This is a genomic window from Streptococcus infantis, from assembly GCF_047465035.1.
In the GTDB taxonomy this organism is placed as follows: Bacteria; Bacillota; Bacilli; order Lactobacillales; family Streptococcaceae; genus Streptococcus; species Streptococcus infantis_T.
The window spans coordinates 14,748-33,924 of sequence record NZ_JASHAQ010000023.1 but is presented as its reverse complement, the minus strand read 5'-3'; the positions used below and the strand labels follow the sequence as shown (position 1 = coordinate 33,924).

10 protein-coding genes and 2 pseudogenes are annotated in these 19,177 nt (G+C 39.6%); 11 read left to right on the top strand and 1 reads right to left on the bottom strand.

The window, feature by feature from the left end; genetic code table 11:
* The 3 genes from QM406_RS09070 to QM406_RS09060 all read left to right on the top strand — a co-directional run.
* A partial coding sequence (locus tag QM406_RS09070) for an LPXTG cell wall anchor domain-containing protein (RefSeq protein WP_414274042.1) occupies positions 1-4,889 on the top strand: 4,889 nt, incomplete at its 5' end.
* 794 nt (positions 4,890-5,683) lie between these two features.
* Positions 5,684-6,541, top strand: coding sequence for a CatB-related O-acetyltransferase (locus QM406_RS09065; RefSeq protein WP_414274041.1), 858 nt, complete (start codon positions 5,684-5,686; stop codon positions 6,539-6,541).
* Between the two features lie 112 nt (positions 6,542-6,653).
* Positions 6,654-7,538 carry a glycosyltransferase family 2 protein gene (locus tag QM406_RS09060; RefSeq protein WP_414274043.1) on the top strand — a complete coding sequence of 295 codons (885 nt, stop codon included), beginning with the start codon at positions 6,654-6,656 and terminating at the stop codon, positions 7,536-7,538.
* A 131-nt stretch (positions 7,539-7,669) separates the two neighbouring features.
* On the opposite strand, the pseudogene QM406_RS09055 reads toward QM406_RS09060, so the two are convergent.
* Positions 7,670-7,873 (bottom strand): annotated as a pseudogene (locus tag QM406_RS09055) (transposase); the annotation flags it as partial.
* A 37-nt stretch (positions 7,874-7,910) separates the two neighbouring features.
* On the opposite strand from QM406_RS09055, the pseudogene QM406_RS09050 reads away from it, so the two are divergent.
* The 8 genes and pseudogenes from QM406_RS09050 to QM406_RS09015 all read left to right on the top strand — a co-directional run bounded on the left by QM406_RS09050 (position 7,911) and on the right by QM406_RS09015 (position 19,094).
* A pseudogene (locus tag QM406_RS09050) lies at positions 7,911-8,790 on the top strand (IS630 family transposase).
* 537 nt (positions 8,791-9,327) lie between these two features.
* Entirely contained in the window at positions 9,328-11,421 is a 2,094-nt protein-coding gene (locus QM406_RS09045) for a glycosyltransferase (protein WP_414274040.1), read from the top strand.
* Positions 11,411-12,283 carry a DapH/DapD/GlmU-related protein gene (locus QM406_RS09040; protein ID WP_414274039.1) on the top strand — a complete coding sequence of 291 codons (873 nt, stop codon included), beginning with the start codon at positions 11,411-11,413 and terminating at the stop codon, positions 12,281-12,283. The genes QM406_RS09045 and QM406_RS09040 overlap by 11 nt, the downstream gene beginning before the upstream one ends.
* 1 nt (position 12,284) lies before the next feature.
* Positions 12,285-13,160 (top strand): glycosyltransferase family 2 protein, encoded by an 876-nt coding sequence (locus QM406_RS09035; RefSeq protein WP_414274038.1) that lies wholly within the window; start codon positions 12,285-12,287, stop codon positions 13,158-13,160.
* A 24-nt stretch (positions 13,161-13,184) separates the two neighbouring features.
* A complete protein-coding gene (locus QM406_RS09030; RefSeq protein ID WP_414274037.1) occupies positions 13,185-14,195 on the top strand; it encodes a sugar transferase in 1,011 nt (336 codons plus the stop codon).
* A gap of 8 nt (positions 14,196-14,203) precedes the next feature.
* Complete coding sequence (locus tag QM406_RS09025) at positions 14,204-16,660, top strand: SP_1767 family glycosyltransferase (RefSeq protein WP_414274036.1); 2,457 nt, start codon at positions 14,204-14,206, stop codon at positions 16,658-16,660.
* Positions 16,661-16,671: 11 nt separating this feature from the next.
* Positions 16,672-17,898, top strand: a complete 1,227-nt coding sequence (locus QM406_RS09020; RefSeq protein WP_315640019.1) for a glycosyltransferase family 8 protein — start codon at positions 16,672-16,674, stop codon at positions 17,896-17,898.
* Positions 17,898-19,094, top strand: coding sequence for a glycosyltransferase family 8 protein (locus QM406_RS09015; RefSeq protein ID WP_414274035.1), 1,197 nt, complete (start codon positions 17,898-17,900; stop codon positions 19,092-19,094). Before QM406_RS09020 ends, QM406_RS09015 begins: the two co-directional genes overlap by 1 nt.
* Positions 19,095-19,177: the final 83 nt, after the last annotated feature.

Sequence of the window (19,177 nt, the reverse complement as noted above, 5' to 3'; positions counted from 1 at the left end):
CAGAGTCAGCATCAACCAGTGCAAGCCAATCAGCAAGCACATCAGCTAGCCAGTCCGCATCGACAAGTGCGAGCCAATCCGCAAGCACGTCAGCTAGCCAGTCAGCATCGACAAGTGCGAGCCAATCCGCAAGCACGTCAGCTAGCCAGTCAGCATCAACCAGTGCAAGTCAATCCGCAAGCACATCAGCTAGCCAGTCCGCATCGACAAGTGCGAGCCAATCCGCAAGCACGTCAGCTAGCCAGTCCGCATCGACAAGTGCGAGCCAATCCGCAAGCACGTCAGCTAGCCAGTCAGCATCGACCAGTGCGAGCCAATCAGCAAGCACATCAGCTAGCCAGTCAGCATCGACCAGTGCGAGCCAATCAGCAAGCACGTCAGCTAGCCAGTCAGCATCGACCAGTGCGAGCCAATCCGCAAGCACGTCAGCTAGCCAATCAGCATCGACAAGTGCGAGTCAATCCGCAAGCACGTCAGCTAGCCAGTCAGCATCGACCAGTGCGAGCCAATCCGCAAGCACGTCAGCAAGCCAAAGTGCTTCAACAAGCGCAAGTCAATCCGCAAGTACATCAGCTAGCCAGTCAGCATCGACAAGTGCGAGCCAATCCGCAAGCACGTCAGCAAGCCAAAGTGCTTCAACAAGCGCAAGTCAATCCGCAAGCACATCAGCGTCTGAGTCAGCATCGACAAGTGCGAGCCAATCCGCAAGCACCTCAGCGTCTGAGTCAGCATCAACCAGTGCGAGCCAATCCGCAAGCACCTCAGCTAGCCAGTCAGCATCGACCAGTGCAAGCCAATCAGCCAGCACATCGGCTTCTGAGTCAGCATCAACCAGTGCAAGCCAATCAGCCAGCACATCGGCTTCTGAGTCAGCATCAACCAGTGCGAGCCAATCAGCCAGCACATCGGCTTCTGAGTCAGCATCAACCAGTGCAAGCCAATCAGCAAGTACATCGGCCTCTGAATCAGCAAGTACAAGTGCAAGTCAGTCAGCAAGTACATCGGCCTCTGAATCAGCATCAACCAGTGCAAGCCAATCAGCCAGCACATCGGCTTCTGAGTCAGCAAGTACAAGTGCGAGCCAATCAGCCAGCACATCGGCTTCTGAATCAGCGTCAACCAGTGCAAGTCAGTCAGCAAGTACAAGTGCGAGCCAATCAGCAAGTACATCGGCCTCTGAATCAGCATCAACCAGTGCGAGCCAATCAGCCAGCACATCGGCCTCTGAGTCAGCATCAACCAGTGCGAGCCAGTCAGCCAGCACATCGGCCTCTGAATCAGCGTCAACCAGTGCAAGTCAGTCAGCCAGCACAAGCGCCTCTGAGTCAGCAAGTACAAGTGCAAGTCAGTCAGCCAGCACAAGCGCCTCTGAGTCAGCAAGTACAAGTGCAAGCCAATCAGCAAGTACATCGGCCTCTGAATCAGCAAGTACAAGTGCAAGTCAGTCAGCAAGTACATCGGCTTCTGAGTCAGCAAGTACAAGTGCAAGTCAGTCAGCCAGCACAAGCGCCTCTGAGTCAGCAAGTACAAGTGCAAGCCAATCAGCAAGTACATCGGCCTCTGAATCAGCAAGTACAAGTGCAAGTCAATCAGCAAGCACAAGTGCATCTGAATCAGCATCAACCAGTGCGAGCCAATCAGCCAGCACGTCGGCAAGCCAAAGTGCTTCAACAAGCGCAAGTCAATCAGCAAGCACCTCAGCTAGCCAATCGGCCTCAACCAGTGCGAGCCAATCAGCCAGCACATCGGCCTCTGAATCAGCGTCAACCAGTGCGAGCCAATCAGCCAGCACATCGGCCTCTGAATCAGCGTCAACCAGTGCGAGCCAATCAGCCAGCACGTCGGCAAGCCAAAGTGCTTCAACAAGCGCCAGTCAATCAGCAAGCACAAGTGCATCTGAATCAGCATCAACCAGTGCGAGCCAATCAGCCAGCACATCGGCCTCTGAATCAGCGTCAACCAGTGCGAGCCAATCAGCAAGCACGTCGGCAAGCCAAAGTGCTTCAACAAGCGCAAGTCAATCAGCAAGTACATCAGCTAGCCAGTCAGCTTCAACAAGCGCCAGTCAATCAGCAAGCACAAGTGCATCTGAATCAGCGTCAACCAGTGCGAGCCAATCAGCAAGCACGTCGGCTAGCCAGTCAGCATCGACAAGTGCGAGCCAATCAGCAAGCACAAGTGCCTCTGAATCAGCGTCAACCAGTGCGAGCCAATCAGCAAGCACGTCGGCAAGCCAGTCAGCGTCAACCAGTGCAAGTCAGTCAGCAAGCACATCGGTTTCTGAGTCAGCGTCAACCAGTGCAAGCCAATCAGCCAGCACATCGGCTTCTGAGTCAGCGTCAACCAGTGCAAGCCAATCAGCCAGCACATCAGCTAGCCAGTCAGCATCGACCAGTGCAAGCCAATCAGCCAGCACATCAGCTAGCCAGTCAGCATCAACCAGTGCAAGTCAATCAGCAAGTACATCGGCCTCTGAATCAGCATCAACCAGTGCAAGTCAGTCAGCAAGCACATCGGCTTCTGAGTCAGCGTCAACCAGTGCGAGCCAATCAGCCAGCACGTCAGCTAGCCAGTCCGCTTCAACCAGTGCAAGTCAATCAGCAAGCACCTCAGCTAGTCAGTCAGCATCGACCAGTGCGAGCCAATCAGCCAGCACATCAGCTAGCCAGTCAGCATCGACCAGTGCAAGCCAATCAGCAAGCACGTCTGCAAGACAAAGTGCTTCAACAAGCGCAAGTCAATCAGCCAGCACGTCAGCTAGCCAGTCAGCTTCAACAAGCGCAAGTCAATCAGCCAGCACGTCAGCTAGCCAGTCAGCTTCAACCAGTGCAAGTCAGTCAGCAAGCACAAGCGCCTCTGAGTCAGCAAGTACAAGTGCAAGCCAATCAGCAAGCCAAAGTGCTTCAACAAGCGCCAGTCAATCAGCAAGCACATCAGCTAGCCAGTCAGCATCGACCAGTGCGAGCCAATCAGCAAGCACGTCAGCAAGCCAAAGTGCTTCAACAAGCGCCAGTCAATCAGCAAGTACATCGGCTAGCCAGTCAGCTTCAACAAGCGCCAGTCAATCAGCAAGCACATCAGCTAGCCAGTCAGCATCGACAAGTGCGAGTCAATCAGCAAGTACATCGGCTAGCCAGTCAGCATCAACAAGTGCAAGCCAATCAGCCAGCACGTCAGCGTCTGAATCCGCATCAACCAGTGCGAGCCAATCAGCAAGCACATCGGCCTCTGAATCAGCGTCAACCAGTGCGAGCCAATCAGCAAGCACATCGGCCTCTGAATCAGCGTCAACCAGTGCGAGCCAATCAGCAAGCACCTCAGCTAGCCAGTCAGCGTCAACAAGTGCAAGCCAATCAGCCAGCACGTCTGCAAGCCAAAGTGCTTCAACAAGCGCAAGTCAATCAGCAAGTACATCAGCTAGTCAGTCCGCATCGACAAGTGCGAGCCAATCAGCAAGCACATCAGCTAGTCAGTCAGCATCGACAAGTGCGAGCCAATCAGCAAGTACATCAGCTAGCCAGTCAGCATCGACAAGTGCGAGCCAATCAGCAAGCACATCAGCAAGCCAAAGTGCTTCAACAAGCGCCAGTCAATCAGCAAGCACGTCAGCTAGCCAGTCAGCTTCAACAAGCGCCAGTCAATCAGCAAGCACATCAGCTAGCCAGTCAGCGTCAACCAGTGCGAGCCAATCAGCAAGCACCAGCGCATCAGAGTCAGCGTCAACCAGTGCAAGCCAATCAGCCAGCACGTCAGCTAGCCAGTCAGCTTCAACAAGCGCCAGTCAATCAGCAAGCACATCAGCTAGCCAGTCAGCATCGACAAGCGCAAGTCAATCAGCAAGTACATCGGCTAGCCAGTCAGCGTCAACCAGTGCAAGCCAATCAGCAAGTACATCGGCATCTGAATCAGCATCAACAAGTGCAAGTCAGTCAGCAAGCACATCGGCTTCTGAGTCAGCGTCAACCAGTGCAAGCCAATCCGCAAGCACGTCGGCTAGCCAGTCAGCATCGACAAGTGCGAGCCAATCAGCAAGCACGTCGGCTAGCCAGTCAGCTTCAACAAGCGCAAGTCAATCCGCAAGTACATCAGCTAGCCAGTCAGCTTCAACAAGCGCCAGTCAATCAGCCAGCACGTCAGCTAGCCAGTCAGCATCGACAAGTGCGAGCCAATCAGCCAGCACGTCAGCTAGCCAGTCAGCATCGACAAGCGCAAGTCAATCAGCAAGTCAATCAGCTAGCCAGTCAGCGTCAACCAGTGCAAGCCAATCAGCCAGCACGTCGGCTAGCCAGTCAGCATCGACAAGTGCGAGCCAATCAGCCAGCACGTCAGCTAGCCAGTCAGCGTCAACCAGTGCAAGCCAATCCGCAAGCACGTCAGCTAGCCAGTCAGCTTCAACAAGCGCCAGTCAATCAGCCAGCACATCAGCTAGCCAGTCAGCATCGACAAGCGCAAGTCAATCCGCAAGTACATCGGCTAGCCAGTCAGCGTCAACCAGTGCAAGCCAATCAGCAAGTACATCGGCATCTGAATCAGCATCAACAAGTGCAAGTCAATCAGCAAGCACATCAGCTAGCCAGTCAGCATCGACAAGTGCGAGCCAATCAGCCAGCACGTCTGCAAGCCAAAGTGCTTCAACAAGCGCAAGTCAATCCGCAAGCACAAGTGCATCTGAGTCAGCGTCAACCAGTGCGAGTCAATCAGCAAGCATAAGCGCATCTATGATTCATTCGACTAGTCAAGCTCCTCAAACTGATACAACTAAGACACGTAAGCAACTTCCAAATACTGGAACAGCAACTTCGGCTACAAATCTGCTCCTAGGAGCTGTAGCAGGTCTAACAGGATTAGGATTAGTAGCTAAGCGTCGTAAGCGCGATGATGAAGAATAAGCCTTGTTTTATAAAGTTGCTAAAAGACTAGGTAAGCTATGAGAAAGCCTCCAAGGATTGTAAAATTCTTGGAGGTTTTTGTCTATAGGAAGTGAGTATTAGCTGGTTGGAGTTTTGTTGATTCGTAAGACTCGTTTAAAATCAAAAAGAGTAGAAATTTCGTAACCGCCCCATAACAGAGTACCTAGCCAACTTTCCATTCCTCCGGTATACTGTTAGTAGAAAAAACAGTACTGGAGGTTATTTTAATGTCACACCTTATTGTCCCTTTGGAAACACCCCAATCTCGCCGTTTTGATAAGAAAAAGAAGAATAAGATGATTTTTCGTTGTCAGTTAAAAGAGCTTGATTTTTCCATCTATTGTAACCGTCCAATAATGATCTATAGTTGTATTCGCATTTTTCCTGTACGATTATAGCTTATGGTAAACAAGGCTTTAAGACCTCTTTTTGCTTGTGGATTAATATCCTTGAAAAAATGAAACTTCAATGGCATGACTTTAAATCGTGTATGATCATATTTCCGATTTGCTAATTGTATGTAAATTTATTAATTATCAATTTTTGGATAGCATTGATATTTTTATGTAAGTTGCTTTTATTATAAGGCTATTTGTGGTAAGATGTACATAATAACAGAATGCTATATAGTATCTCTATATTAATGGTAAATAACATTAAATTTGTATAAAAGTTTTAGTTAGATGACAAGTTATTCATATTGTAGGCACACTGATAGATATAGTCAATTTAGTTGGAGGGGGAAGTTTTAATTGCTATCTGGAAAATTCTGCATGTTTTCACATAAAAATAAGCAACATCAGCGCTTTTTTCAACTTTTACCTGATGGTCAAATCAAGGATATTGGTGGAACCGGTCATGATAATGAGCGGTTTTGGCATATGCAGGAGAATAAAATTCAACTATTTTCTAGCTCGAAAGAATTGACGGCGATTTTTGACTGTTGCTATGAGGAAGTCGGCTATTCCTATTGGGAAGGTTTGCATCAGGGAACGATTCCTCTGGAAATTCGTGTCTATGATTCGCGTTCGGATCTGTTTGATTACCTTACGAAATTTACTAGTCGCTATTTGATTGACTACGGGGCCTTAACAGTGGGCAATCATACTTATGGTATTCCTCAATTAGTTGACTATGACCATGGAGGACAGGTCATTATTGGTGATTATTGTTCTATTGGACAAAATGTTCAATTTGTAACAGCAAATCATGATGTGGAATTGATTACTACTTATCCATTTAAGAGTTTGGAGTTGTTTTACACAGACAAGCCCCTGGATATGACGGATGACCACATATTGAAGAATCCTACTCGTGTTGGAAATGATGTTTGGATTGGAAACAATGTTCAGATTATGGCAGGGGTAACTATTGGAGATGGAGCGGTGATAGCAACAGGTGCTGTAGTGACTAAAGATGTGGAACCCTATGCTATTGTTGGAGGAAATCCTGCTAAGCTTATTCGTTATCGCATAGCAGATCCTACTTTCCGTGAACAGATGTTAGAAATTGCGTGGTGGAATTGGCCGGAAGACATTATTTCTGAACGATTGGATAAAATCATGAGTAAGGATATATCAGGATTTATAAAAGAATACTTACCAAATGCTGGGAAAGTTAAACATGATTGATCTGTTCTCAGAAATATTAGAATTGATTTAGAATGTATCTTAAAGAAATGTGTATTGAAATCGACTTTGTTTTTTATATATTGCATCAGAAAAGGAGTATATGATTAAAATGATGGAAAAAATAAGTGTTATTGTTCCTGTTTACATGTCAGAACTATATCTTGAAAAATGCTTGGATAGTATCGTTCAACAAACCTATCAAAATCTTGAAATTATTTTGATTAATGATGGCTCAACAGATGGTTCAGCCGCAATCTGTCAACGTTATCAAAACCAAGATGCACGTGTTAAAGTCTATCATAAAAGAAATGGTGGAGTTTCTTCTAGCCGCAATCGTGCCTTGGAAGTGGTAACTGGGGATTATATCGTTTTTGCAGATAATGATGACTGGTTGGAGTTGGATCATATCCAAAATCTTTATGATTTATTGAAAAAAACAGATGCAGATATTGCAATCGGAAACTTTACTCAATTTTTGGATGATCAAGCTAGTTTTTTGATTCATGTAGGAGCAGATGATTATTTTGAGAAGACTTATACGCCATTTGAATGGTTTAACCATCAATATGATAGTAAGTATAATTTCAGTCAATGCTTCACAGTTCCGTGGGCGAAGTTATACAAGACAGAGCTATTTAAAGATATTGTATATCCAACAGATAAAAGTGTAGAGGATGATTACACAACTTATAAAGTTTATCTTCAGGCAGATAAAATTGCTTTTATGAATAAGGCTATTTATATCCATAGAAAACGTTCTACAAGTGTTACAAGGACAGTCAATCTTGCAGATGTATATCCCTTAAAGAGTATTGAAGAACGTATGACTATTCTCCAATTAATTGGAGCTCCTCAGGAGTTATTAGATAGAGAAATTCAAGCTTATAAATGGCGATTATCTATTCATGAAGAAGAAACTCTTAAACATGGGGACGTGGAATCTTATCAACAAATTTTGGTCAAAAAAGCAATTGCAGCTAAATATTTTGAAGGTTAGTCAAACACATTTTATAAATTGATTTTTCTCTATTTTTAGATAGAAAAAGTGACCTATACTCAAAAATTAGAATGTTATCTCGTTTTTGATGTAGGTTGCTTTTTACGTTTATCAGATAGCTATTCTAATACTCAATTGTTTTCAAAAAACAACCTCATCCATTGTCTGCTGACAGTGGACTTTAAAATACTTTTTTCCAGTCCTTGAATAACTTCTTGAAGCTTATCAATGACAGATTCCAATGTTTGAAAAGCCTTATTTTTAAAACCTCGTTTTTGAATTTCTTTCCAGACTTGTTCAATAGGGTTCATTTCTGGTGCGTAAGGTGGGATATAGTCGCTTAGTTTATAAAATACATGTTATAATAAAGTTATGGCATATAGTACAGATTTTAGACAAGGAGCATTAGATTACATCAAAGAGGGACACAGCCATGTCGAGGCAGCCAAAGTTTTTGATGTTGGCATCAGAACTCTCTTCACATGGGAAAAGAAATTACGTGAACAAGGGCACTTAGAGCGGAAAAAGCGAGTCGCCAAAAGCCGAAAGATTCCTTTGGAGGAGTTGAAGGCCTTTGTAGAGGCTCATCCAGATGCTTTTTTACGGGAAATTGCGACACATTTTGATTGTGCTGTTCCTTCAGTATGGGCAGCTTTAAAGCAGATTAAGGTCACTTTAAAAAAAGACGACTAGCTTTAAGGAACAAGATCCTGAGAAAGTCGCTGAGTTTCTTGATATTTTGGATAACCTAAAAGATTTACCAGTCGTATATATTGACGAAACAGGAATCGACCGCTACCTCTATCGTCCTCATGCACGGGCTCCTAGAGGAGAGAAAGTCTATGAAAAGATTAGTGGACGGCGTTTTGAGCGGGCTTCAATTGTTGCAGGACAAGTAGATGGAGAGTTTATAGCTCCTATGATTTACAAGGAAAGCATGACGAGCGACTTATTTGTGAAGTGGTTCAAAACGTAGCTCTTGCCTGCTTTGAAGACACCTCATGTCATTGTCATGGACAATGCTAGTTTTCATCCCAAGAACATCTTGGATGAACTCTGCATTCAAGATAGACACTTTTTCTTACCTCTACCACCTTATTCACCAGATTTGAATCCTATTGAGCAAGCTTGGGCTGTCTTGAAAAAGAAAGTGACAGCTTTATTAAGGGAAGTCCCCAATATCTTTGAATCATTAGAGTGCTTTTTAAAACTAAATGACTATAACACTTTTCTTTTGAGCGAAAATAAATAATCTGTAGACGTTTATGATATTTGGCGTACGATGAATCTCTTAGGAGTTGTTCAATTTTTTGTATTTCTTCATTTGTAAGTTTCATAACTACTATTATAAGATGTTTTTTTTGATTTTAGTATAGTATAAAATAATAAGGTTATTTACATCGATAGATACCTAAAATATACTTGAGATGAATTATAGTGAGTTGAATCTGGAATAGCACACCACAGTTACTAAAATATTTTTATAAAGTGATTTAAATTTCCTAATTATTTTGTTCAGTTTTTAATTCATTTCACTATAAAAATTTATCTTTAGGATTGATTATTCGAAAATGTTATCATATAATTACAGCGAGATTACAATATTGAATTTATTAAGCTATTTTACTTTTGTTTTTGTATGATTATTTAATTTGGAAAGTAATTATAATTTAACACTGTATGAACGATACTGTCAATGAAATAAATATATTTTTGAAATTGAAATTCCTTAATAGCTCAAAAAATAGCAAAAAAAAATGTTATAATAGTAGGAAAGGAGAGCGACTACATGACTGAAAAAATTACTGTGATTGTACCCGTTTATAATGTTGAAAATTATCTAGAAAAATGTTTGGATAGTTTAATAAACCAAACTTATAAAAATCTTGAAATTATCGTTATCAATGATGGCTCTACAGATAATTCGGGCACAATTTGTCAAGAGTACGCACAAAAAGATAATCGAATTGTCTATATTGAAAAAGAAAATGGTGGTCAAGCGGAAGCAAGAAATATGGGCTTGGATCGAATGACTGGATCTTATGTGAGCTTTGTTGATTCGGATGATTGGGTCGAGTTAGATTATGTAGAAACCCTATATAAAAAAATAACGGAGTATCAGGCTGATATTGCGGTTGGAAATTATTGTAAGTTTAATGAGTCTGATTCAAATTTCTATTTTCATATATCTGGAAATTATTTTGAGAAACTTTATGACAATGTCCCTATAGTGGATTGTTTAAATGATTCTAATAGATTATTAAATTCAGCATTGATAGTTGCTTGGGGAAAAATTTATAGAAAAGAAATTATTTCTAATTTTCGTTTTCCGGTAGGAATAGTGACTGAAGATACAGTATTTAATTTGAAAATATTATTAGCTTCTAAAAGTATTGTTTATATTAATAAAGCTTCTTATATCTACAGAGTTAGGAGTGGAAGTATTTCAAATACTTGGGATGAAAAATGGATTAAAGATTGCATATACGCTATAGAAGATAGATTGGCATTGTTATCAACATTAGGTTATCCAATGTCAGAACATATACATGCTTATAAATTTATTTTAAATCATATAACTTCTGAAAGTAATAACAGAGGAATATCAGAATCTCATGTGTTAGATCAGATAAAAGAGAAGAAGATGTTATTAGATTTACTTCAGACTCAAAATCAGGAATTTAAGAAAGCTATTGTCCTCGCAGCTAACTATGCCTATGTTGAGCAGGTCATGACGACTATTAAATCTATCTGTTACCATAATCGCTCGATTCGGTTCTATCTGATTAATAGTGATTTTCCTAATGAATGGTTTAAACAATTAAATAAGCGATTAGAAGTATATGATTCAGAGATTATCAATTGTCGGGTAACTTCTGAGCAAATTTCGCGTTATAAAACAGATATTAGTTACACAGTATTTTTGCGTTATTTTGTATCTGACTTTGTGAAAGAAGATAAGGCTCTCTATTTAGACTGCGACTTGGTAGTAACTAAAAATCTGGATAACTTGTTTGAAACAGATTTGCAAGACTATCCATTAGCAGCTGTTCGAGATTATGGAGGAAGAGTATACTATGGTAGGGAAATGTTCAATGCGGGTGTTTTACTAATCAACAATCGTTTATGGAAACAAGAAAACATGTCCCAACGCTTGATAGATTTGACAAATGAGTGGCATGATAAGGTAGATCAAGCGGATCAGAGTATTTTAAATATGCTCTTTGAAAATAGATGGATAGAGATGGAATTTGACAATAACCATGTTGTGATTCATAAGCAATTCACAGACTATGAGTTACCAGCAGGTCAAGATTATCCCGGTATCATCCACTATCTCTCACATAGAAAACCGTGGTTTGATTTAGCTGCGCAGACCTATCGTGATGTTTGGTGGTATTATCATAGTCTCGAATGGACAGAGTTAGGAAAAAATCATCATTTACATCCATTACAAAAATCACATATCTATCCTATCAGAGAACCGCTTACTTGTTTAATTTATACGTCTTCAGATCAGATTGAACAAATTGAGACATTGATTCAATCTTTGCCTAATATTCAATTTAAGATTGCGGCTAGAGTGATGGTCAGTGATCGTTTGAAACAATTGTTGGTCTATCCAAATGTAACTGTTTATGCTGGAATTAATTATTTAGCAGAACTAGATCAAGAATTAATTGAGACTAGTCAGGTACTTTTAGATATTAATCATGGTGAAAAAACAGAGGAAATGTTAGATCAATTTTCAGAAAGAGGAAAGTTGATTTTAGCTTTTGAGAATACAAAATATCGTGAAGTTGGACAGATAACCTACAAAGTAGAACAAGTTCAAGAAATGATTGAAAAATTAAGAGAAGTGGAAGAAAAACATGGATTTTAAAGATTCTGTAAAGTTATTAGGAGATTTTCAGCATATAGAGATTTCCCCCACCAGTACTATTGAATTAGGAACAGATGTTACATTTCGTTCATTTGTAAGTTTAGAAGTAGCTAATAATGCTAAATTAACACTTGGAAATAGAGTTTTCTTTAATGACCATTGTACGATTCGTTGTGGTAAAGAAATTGAAATTGGTAAGGATACCATGTTTGGAGATGGGGTAAGGATTTTTGACCATAATCATAAATACTCAAATTACCATATCGAAAAAATTCAATTTACTGCTGATAAAATAACGATAGGAAAAAATTGCTGGATTGGAACTAATGTTGTCATTTTAAAAGGGGTGACGATTGGAGATAATGTCATTATTGGAGCAAATGCCCTAATTTATAAAGATATACCAGCTAATTCTATCGTTACTTCTCAGGAGGATTTAAAAATCATTCCTAGGAAACAACACCAATTTCATGTTTTTACTTTAACAGCTTCAGACACTTTAGAAAACCTAGACTATCTTGTTCAGAATCTTCCAGAGGTAGCTTTCCATATAGCAGCTAAAACAAATATTTCGGATTATCTTGAAAGTTTCAATCGTTATGAGAACGTGAATATATACACAAATGTTCATCATGATGATATTATTGAGGATTTGTTGAAGAAATCAGATATTTATTTAGATATTAACCATTGGGGAGAGGTGGATGGTATTGTTCATAGAGCAATAGAACAGAATAAGCCTGTTTATGCTTTTGAGAATACCAATCATGATTCAAGTGGATTTAGTAAAGTTTTTCGACAAGAAGATGCAAATGGAATGGTGACAGAGATGAAAAAATTTTTAGGAGAAGAAAAATTATAGTATGGAGAATGAATTAATCAGTATTGTAGTTCCAATCTACAACGTTGAGAATTACTTGCGAATGTGTTTGGATAGCATTCAAAATCAGACGTATCAAAATTTTGAGTGTTTATTAATCAATGATGGTTCTCCAGATAATTCAGCAGATATCTGTAGAGAATATCTTGCTAAAGATGCTCGTTTCCGTTACTTTGAAAAAGAAAATGGTGGCTCATCTTCAGCAAGAAATTTTGGGATTGAACGTTCGGAGGGGGAGTATGTTACGTTTGTAGACTCTGATGATTGGTTGGAACATGATGCTTTACAACTGTTATATGATGCATTGAAAAAAGAAAATGCGGATATTAGTATCGGATGTTATAATTGTTACGATGAATCACGTTGCCAATATTTGTTTTATGATTCTAATCCAGATGATTCTCTTGAGGTGATAGAAGGAAAAGAAATCATAGATAGAGAAGGTGTCGAAGAAATGAAAACTGGGAATTGGACTGTAGCTTATTTGAAATTATTCAAGAGAGAGTTACTACAAGATTTACCATTTCCTATAGGGAAAATGGCTGAGGATACATACTGGACATGGAAGGTACTTCTAAAAGCTTCGAAGGTGGTCTATTTAAATCGTTGTATTTACTGGTACCGTGTTGGTTTGACTGGTACTTTATCAAATACATGGAGCGAAAAACGTATATATGATGAAATAGAGGCTAGGGAAGAGAAAATCTCTATTTTGGCAAGTTTAGATTATGACTTGACCAATCATATTTTAGTTTATAAAAATAGATTACAAAGAGTGATAGCGAAGTTAGAAGTACAAAATATGCAGTCTACGGAGATTTATAGAAGAATGATGGAAAAATTGTCTTTACTACCGTAGTAATAAAAAATGAGATAATACAATATGAAACTACATTTAACAAACTTATACGGTATGGCTGGTGATAGTACCGTCATTCTTGCCCAAAATGCTGTACAAAAAATAGCAAGTCAACTGGGGTTTAGAGAGGTTGGTATTTATTTTTACAACATTGCTTCAGATAGCCCTTCTGAAATGAATAAGCGTCTGGATGGGATTATGGCTAGTATCTCTATTGGTGATATCTTAGTCTTTCAATCTCCTACTTGGAATGGTTTTGAATTTGATCGTGTCTTATTTGATAAGCTGAAGGATATGCAGGTGAAAATTGTTTGCTTTATTCATGACGTTGTTCCTCTCATGTTTGATAGTAACTATTATCTCATGAAAGAATACATGTATATGTATAATCTATCAGATGTTTTGATAGTTCCATCAGAGAGAATGAAAGCACGCTTGATGGAAGAAGGCTTGACAACTAAGAAAATCCTCGTTCAAGGGATGTGGGACCATCCTCATGATTTATCCTTATACACTCCGGCTTTTAAAAAAGAACTCTTTTTTGCTGGAAGTTTAGAGCGTTTTCCAGACTTACAAAATTGGTCTCAAGATACGCCTTTAAGAGTATTTTCAAATAAAGGGGAGGCTAGTTCTAGTGCTAGAAATCTTAGTATTGAAGGATGGAAAAAAGATGAGGAACTGTTGCTAGAATTATCAAAAGGTGGATTTGGTCTTGTCTGGGGAACTCATCAAAATGATGGAGAAAGTAACCAATATTACACCCTGAATATATCTCATAAGGTTAGCACCTATCTGACAGCCGGGATCCCAGTCATTGTACCAAGTAGCTTATCAACTGCTAAATTTATAGTAGATCAAGGCTTGGGCTTTGTGGCAGATAGCCTAGAAGAGGTTCATGAGATAGTTGATAAAATGAATCTACAAGAATATCAAGAAATGACGAATCGGATAAAGACCTTTAGTTATTTGCTAAAAGAAGGTTATTTTACAAAAAAATTACTGGTAGATGCCATCTATCAATTAGGAATTAACTAGGAGAAAATATGAAAAAAGCAATTGTACTAGCTGGGGATTGCATCTATACTTCCCAGCTAGAAACGACGATCAAGTCCATTCTCTATCACAATCGAGACCTTAACATTTATATTTTAAACCAAGATATCATGCCAGATTGGTTTCGGAAACCTCGCAAAATGGCTCGAATGCTGGGGAGCGACATCATCGATGTGAAGTTACCCGAGCAAGCCGTGTTTCAGCAGTGGAGTAAACAGGATCATATCAGTGCGATTGCCTATGCTCGCTATTTTATAGCCGACTACATTCCAGAAGACAAGGTTTTATATTTAGATTCGGATTTGATTGTGAATGATTCTTTAGAGGGATTGTTTACTATCAATCTTGGAGATAAGTGGCTGGCTGCTGTTAGGGATACAGAGGGTGTTACCTTTAATACTGGGGTTTTGTTAATTAACAATGCCAAATGGAAACAAGAGAATATTAAAGAGTTACTCATTACTCAATCAATTGAAACTCTAAAAATAGTAGCAGAAGGTCGTTTTAAAAATTTCAATGGTGATCAGACTATTTTTAATCAGGTTGTCAAGGATAACTGGCTAGAATTGGACCGTCGATTCAATTTGCAAGTTGGACATGATGTTGTCGCTTTTTATAGTAATTGGCCAAATTTTTTTGATGAATCATCCTACAGACCTGTTGTTTTGCATTTTTTATCTCATAGAAAACCATGGACGACATTGATAGCTAATCGCTACCGCGATCTCTGGTGGGAGTTTCATGATTTAGAATGGACGCAAATTTTGCAACACCATATGGGCGAGTTTGAGCTAGTTTCCCCTCAGAATCGAGGATTTTCTTGCTTAACGCTTACAACATCGCAAGATTTAGAAGGAATAGAAGAACTGCTTACAGCTTTACCAGACGTGATTTTCCATATCGCAGCCTGGACCGATATGGGCGAAAAGCTCAAAAGACTGGCAAGCTATGATAACGTCCGCCTCTATCCTCAAATTGTTCCTCCAGTATTAGAAAATCTTAAAAATCTAGCTTCAATCTACCTTGATATTAACCATGGCAATGTGGAGCAATCGATGTTGGAGTCCATGAAAAAACAAGGGAAACCAATGCTGGCTTTCCAATCCACCCAACATGGAAATTGTGGTCAAGTTTTATTTGAAACAGGGAAAACTGCTTTGATGATTGAGGCGATCAAAGATTTCAAGGAGAATGGGCGCTTTACACGATTTTATCAAGTTCCAGAATTAACGTGTTTAACCTTTACAGCTTCTCAAGAACTAGAACAATTAGACTACTTAGCAGAACAATTACCGAATGTAGCCTTTCATGTAGCAGCCTGGACAAGCATGGGTCCAAAACTCTATGACCTATCCAATCGTTATCCAAATATTCACCTCCATCCAGCTATTTCAAAAGAAAAACTCGAAGAACTAAAAGAGCAGATGGATGTTTATCTGGATATTAACCTAGAAACCTCAACTTCAGACATGGTTGCAGATGTAGCTCAACTGTCTAAGCCTGTCTTTGCTTTTTATAAATCTCAAAATGGCTATCATGGTCAAAGATTATATTCGAGCGAGCACCCTGAACGGATGCTAGAAGATCTTCAAAAACTTATTGATGGAGAACCGCTAGCAAAACAAGAAGATCCTATTCAGGTTAAGAGCATTGATGAAACTCTGGATTATATCATTGAACACCAGTCGTCTTTAGTCCGCTTTGGAGATGGCGAGATCAATATGCTTGCTGGGCATTCAATTCCCTACCAACACTATGATGAAGAGCTCGTATCTACCATGCGTGAGATTATAGGTCTAGAAAGCACGAAAGACCTAGTAGTCTGCCTTCCTGATGCTTTTACGGATCGTTTCAAATTTACATCATGGGCCATTCCCTTCTGGAAAGAACATATGGATCATTATATGGACTTTTATCGAGAACTCTGCACGGGTTCGTGGTATGGTTCAACCTTTGTATCACGTCCTTACATTGATTTCGAAGATAAGAGTCAGGCCAAAGGTCAATTTGATAAACTGAAAAGTATTTGGGAAAATCAAGACCTACTCATTGTAGAAGGGGCTACTTCACGTTCGGGTGTCGGCAATGATTTATTTGATGAAGCAAAATCGATTAAACGAATCGTTTGTTCATCTCATAGTGCCTATTCGCGTGTCGATGAGATTGAGCAAGAGATAGAAAAGCATGCAGCTGGGCGTCTTGTTTTATGTATGCTTGGACCTACAGCCAAGGTTTTGGCTTACCGTCTAAGTCAGAAAGGCTATCAGGTCTTAGATATTGGACACATCGACTCAGAATATGAGTGGATGAAGATGGGAGCTAAAACTAAGGTTAAATTTGCCCATAAACATACGGCTGAATATAATTTTGATCAAGATATTGAATTTATCGAAGATGAGACCTATACAAGTCAAATAGTTGCTGATTTATCAAAAGCAACTCAGTAAAAGGAGAACGAATGAAAAAACAGCAGTCAGTTATCTTTGCAGGAGATTATGCCTATATTCGTCAAATTGAAACTGCTATAAAATCAATCTGTCGCCACAATAGCCATTTGAAAATATATGTACTTAATCAAGATATTCCACAAGAATGGTTTATGAATATTCGGACCTATATTCAACAAATGGGTGGGGATTTGATTGATTGTAAGGTCATTGGAGCAAAATATAAGATGAACTGGACCAATCAGTTGCTTCATATCAATCACATGACCTTTGCCCGCTACTTTATTCCAGATTTTGTCGAAGAAGATAAGGTTCTCTATTTAGATAGTGATTTAGTTGTGACTGGTGATTTGAGTCAGCTGTTTGAAATAGAACTAGAAGAAAATTATTTGGCAGCAGCTCGTTCTTGTTTTGGTGCAGGAGTTGGTTTTAATGCAGGTGTATTATTAATCAATAATAAAAAGTGGAAATCAGATGACATCAGACAGAGATTGGTTGATTTAACTGAGAGAGAGCATGAAAACGTGGGAGAAGGAGATCAGTCTATTCTCAATATTCTCTTTAGGGATAGCTGCTATCAGCTAGAAGATACCTATAATTTTCAAATAGGTTTTGATGCTGGTGCAGCTGAAATGAATCATCGTTTTGTCTTTGATATTCCGCTAACACCTCTTCCAAAAATTTTACACTATATCTCTCCAGATAAACCTTGGAACCAATTCTCTGTTGGTCGTCTCAGAGACCAATGGTGGCACTATTCCATGATGGAGTGGTCATATATTGTATCTACTTGGAGAGAAAAGAATCTTGTTTGTACTGCAGATGTTTACAAACCTAAGTTAAGATGCATGAACCTAACCAATTCTTGGTGTGTTAAGAAAATAGATTATCTGGCTCAACACTTGCCTGAGGTCCATTTTTACATTGCTGCTCATACATTTATGGCAGATGAACTGAAGCGCTTATCAGCTTTTCAAAATGTGACTCTCTATCCAAATTCCTTCCCTCTTTTAGTGGAGAATGTTCTTGAACAATCGGATCTTTATTTAGACCTAAACATGGATCAAAAACTAACTTACATTTATGATTTGGTTCAAAAATACCAAAAGCCGATGCTCAGTTTTGATAGTAGTCGTTGTCCAGATTTGCCTGATACTTGCTATGCAGGTGTTTACTCTGAAAGTCGACCAGAAGAATTAGTAGAAGCAATTAAGTGCTATATGAAGGAGAGAGAATAGTGAGAAAGTCAATTGTACTTGCGGCAGATAATGCCTATCTCATCCAGTTAGAAACAACCATCAAATCGATTTTATATCATAATCAAGATGTTGATTTTTATATACTAAATAGTGATATCGCACCAGAGTGGTTCAAGTTATTAGCAAATAAAATGACAGTTGTGAATTCTACTATTCATAATGTCCATTTGAACAAAGAGATATTTGAAGGTTATAAGACGGGGCCTCATTTAAATTACGCTTCATACTTTCGTTTTTTTGCTACGGAAGTGGTTCATTCTGAACGAGTTCTGTATCTTGATTCAGATATCATTGTGACAGGGGACTTGTCACCTTTATATACAATGGATCTTCAAGGCTATTATGTAGGTGCTGTCGATGATGTATATGCCTACGAAGGTAGGGAATCAGGATTTAATTCTGGTGTTTTAATCATGGATGTAGCAAAATGGAAAGAGCACTTAATTGTTAATAGTCTATTAGAATTAGCAGCAGAACAGAATCAGGCTGTGCATCTAGGGGATCAAAGTATTTTAAATATTTACTTTGAAAACAAATGGCTGCCCTTAGACCAAACTTATAATTATATGGTTGGTGTAGATACTTATCATCTAACCCAGAAGTGTCAACGTCTAGATGATCAGCCACCAGTAATTGTTCATTTTGCTAGTCATGATAAGCCATGGAACACCTATAGTATTTCACGGCTTCGTGAACTCTGGTGGACTTATAGAGATTTGGATTGGACAGAGATTGCTTTTAAACGTTCTAGTTTGAACTACTTTAAACGGAGTAATCAATCTCAAAAACAAGCGATGATTGTGACTTGGAGTGCTAATGTGGAGCATTTAGAGTATTTGATTAGTAGCCTACCAGATTGGCATTTCCATCTAGCAGCTCCAGTTTACTGTATTGAGTCGCTCACAAAGCTATCCTCTTATCCTAATATGACTTTGTACCAGTCTATCCTTCATCAAAGAATTGATTGGTTATTGGATGATTCCAGTGTTTACTTGGATATTAATAGGGGTGATGAAGTCTTGGATGTAGTTTCAAGAGCAAAAGAAAGAGGAAAGAAAATTTTTGCTTTTGAAGACACTCGAAAAAAAGCTGAAGATAGTATCTATGATGGCATTTTCTCTATCGATAAACCAGAGGACTTGGTAGCTGCTATGAAAAACTTGGATACTAACTAATTACCAAGTGATTGAGAGTTACCTGTAAGATTAGAGGATGAGTGAAGAATGATATAATTTTCAAATCTCATTTGTAACAACAG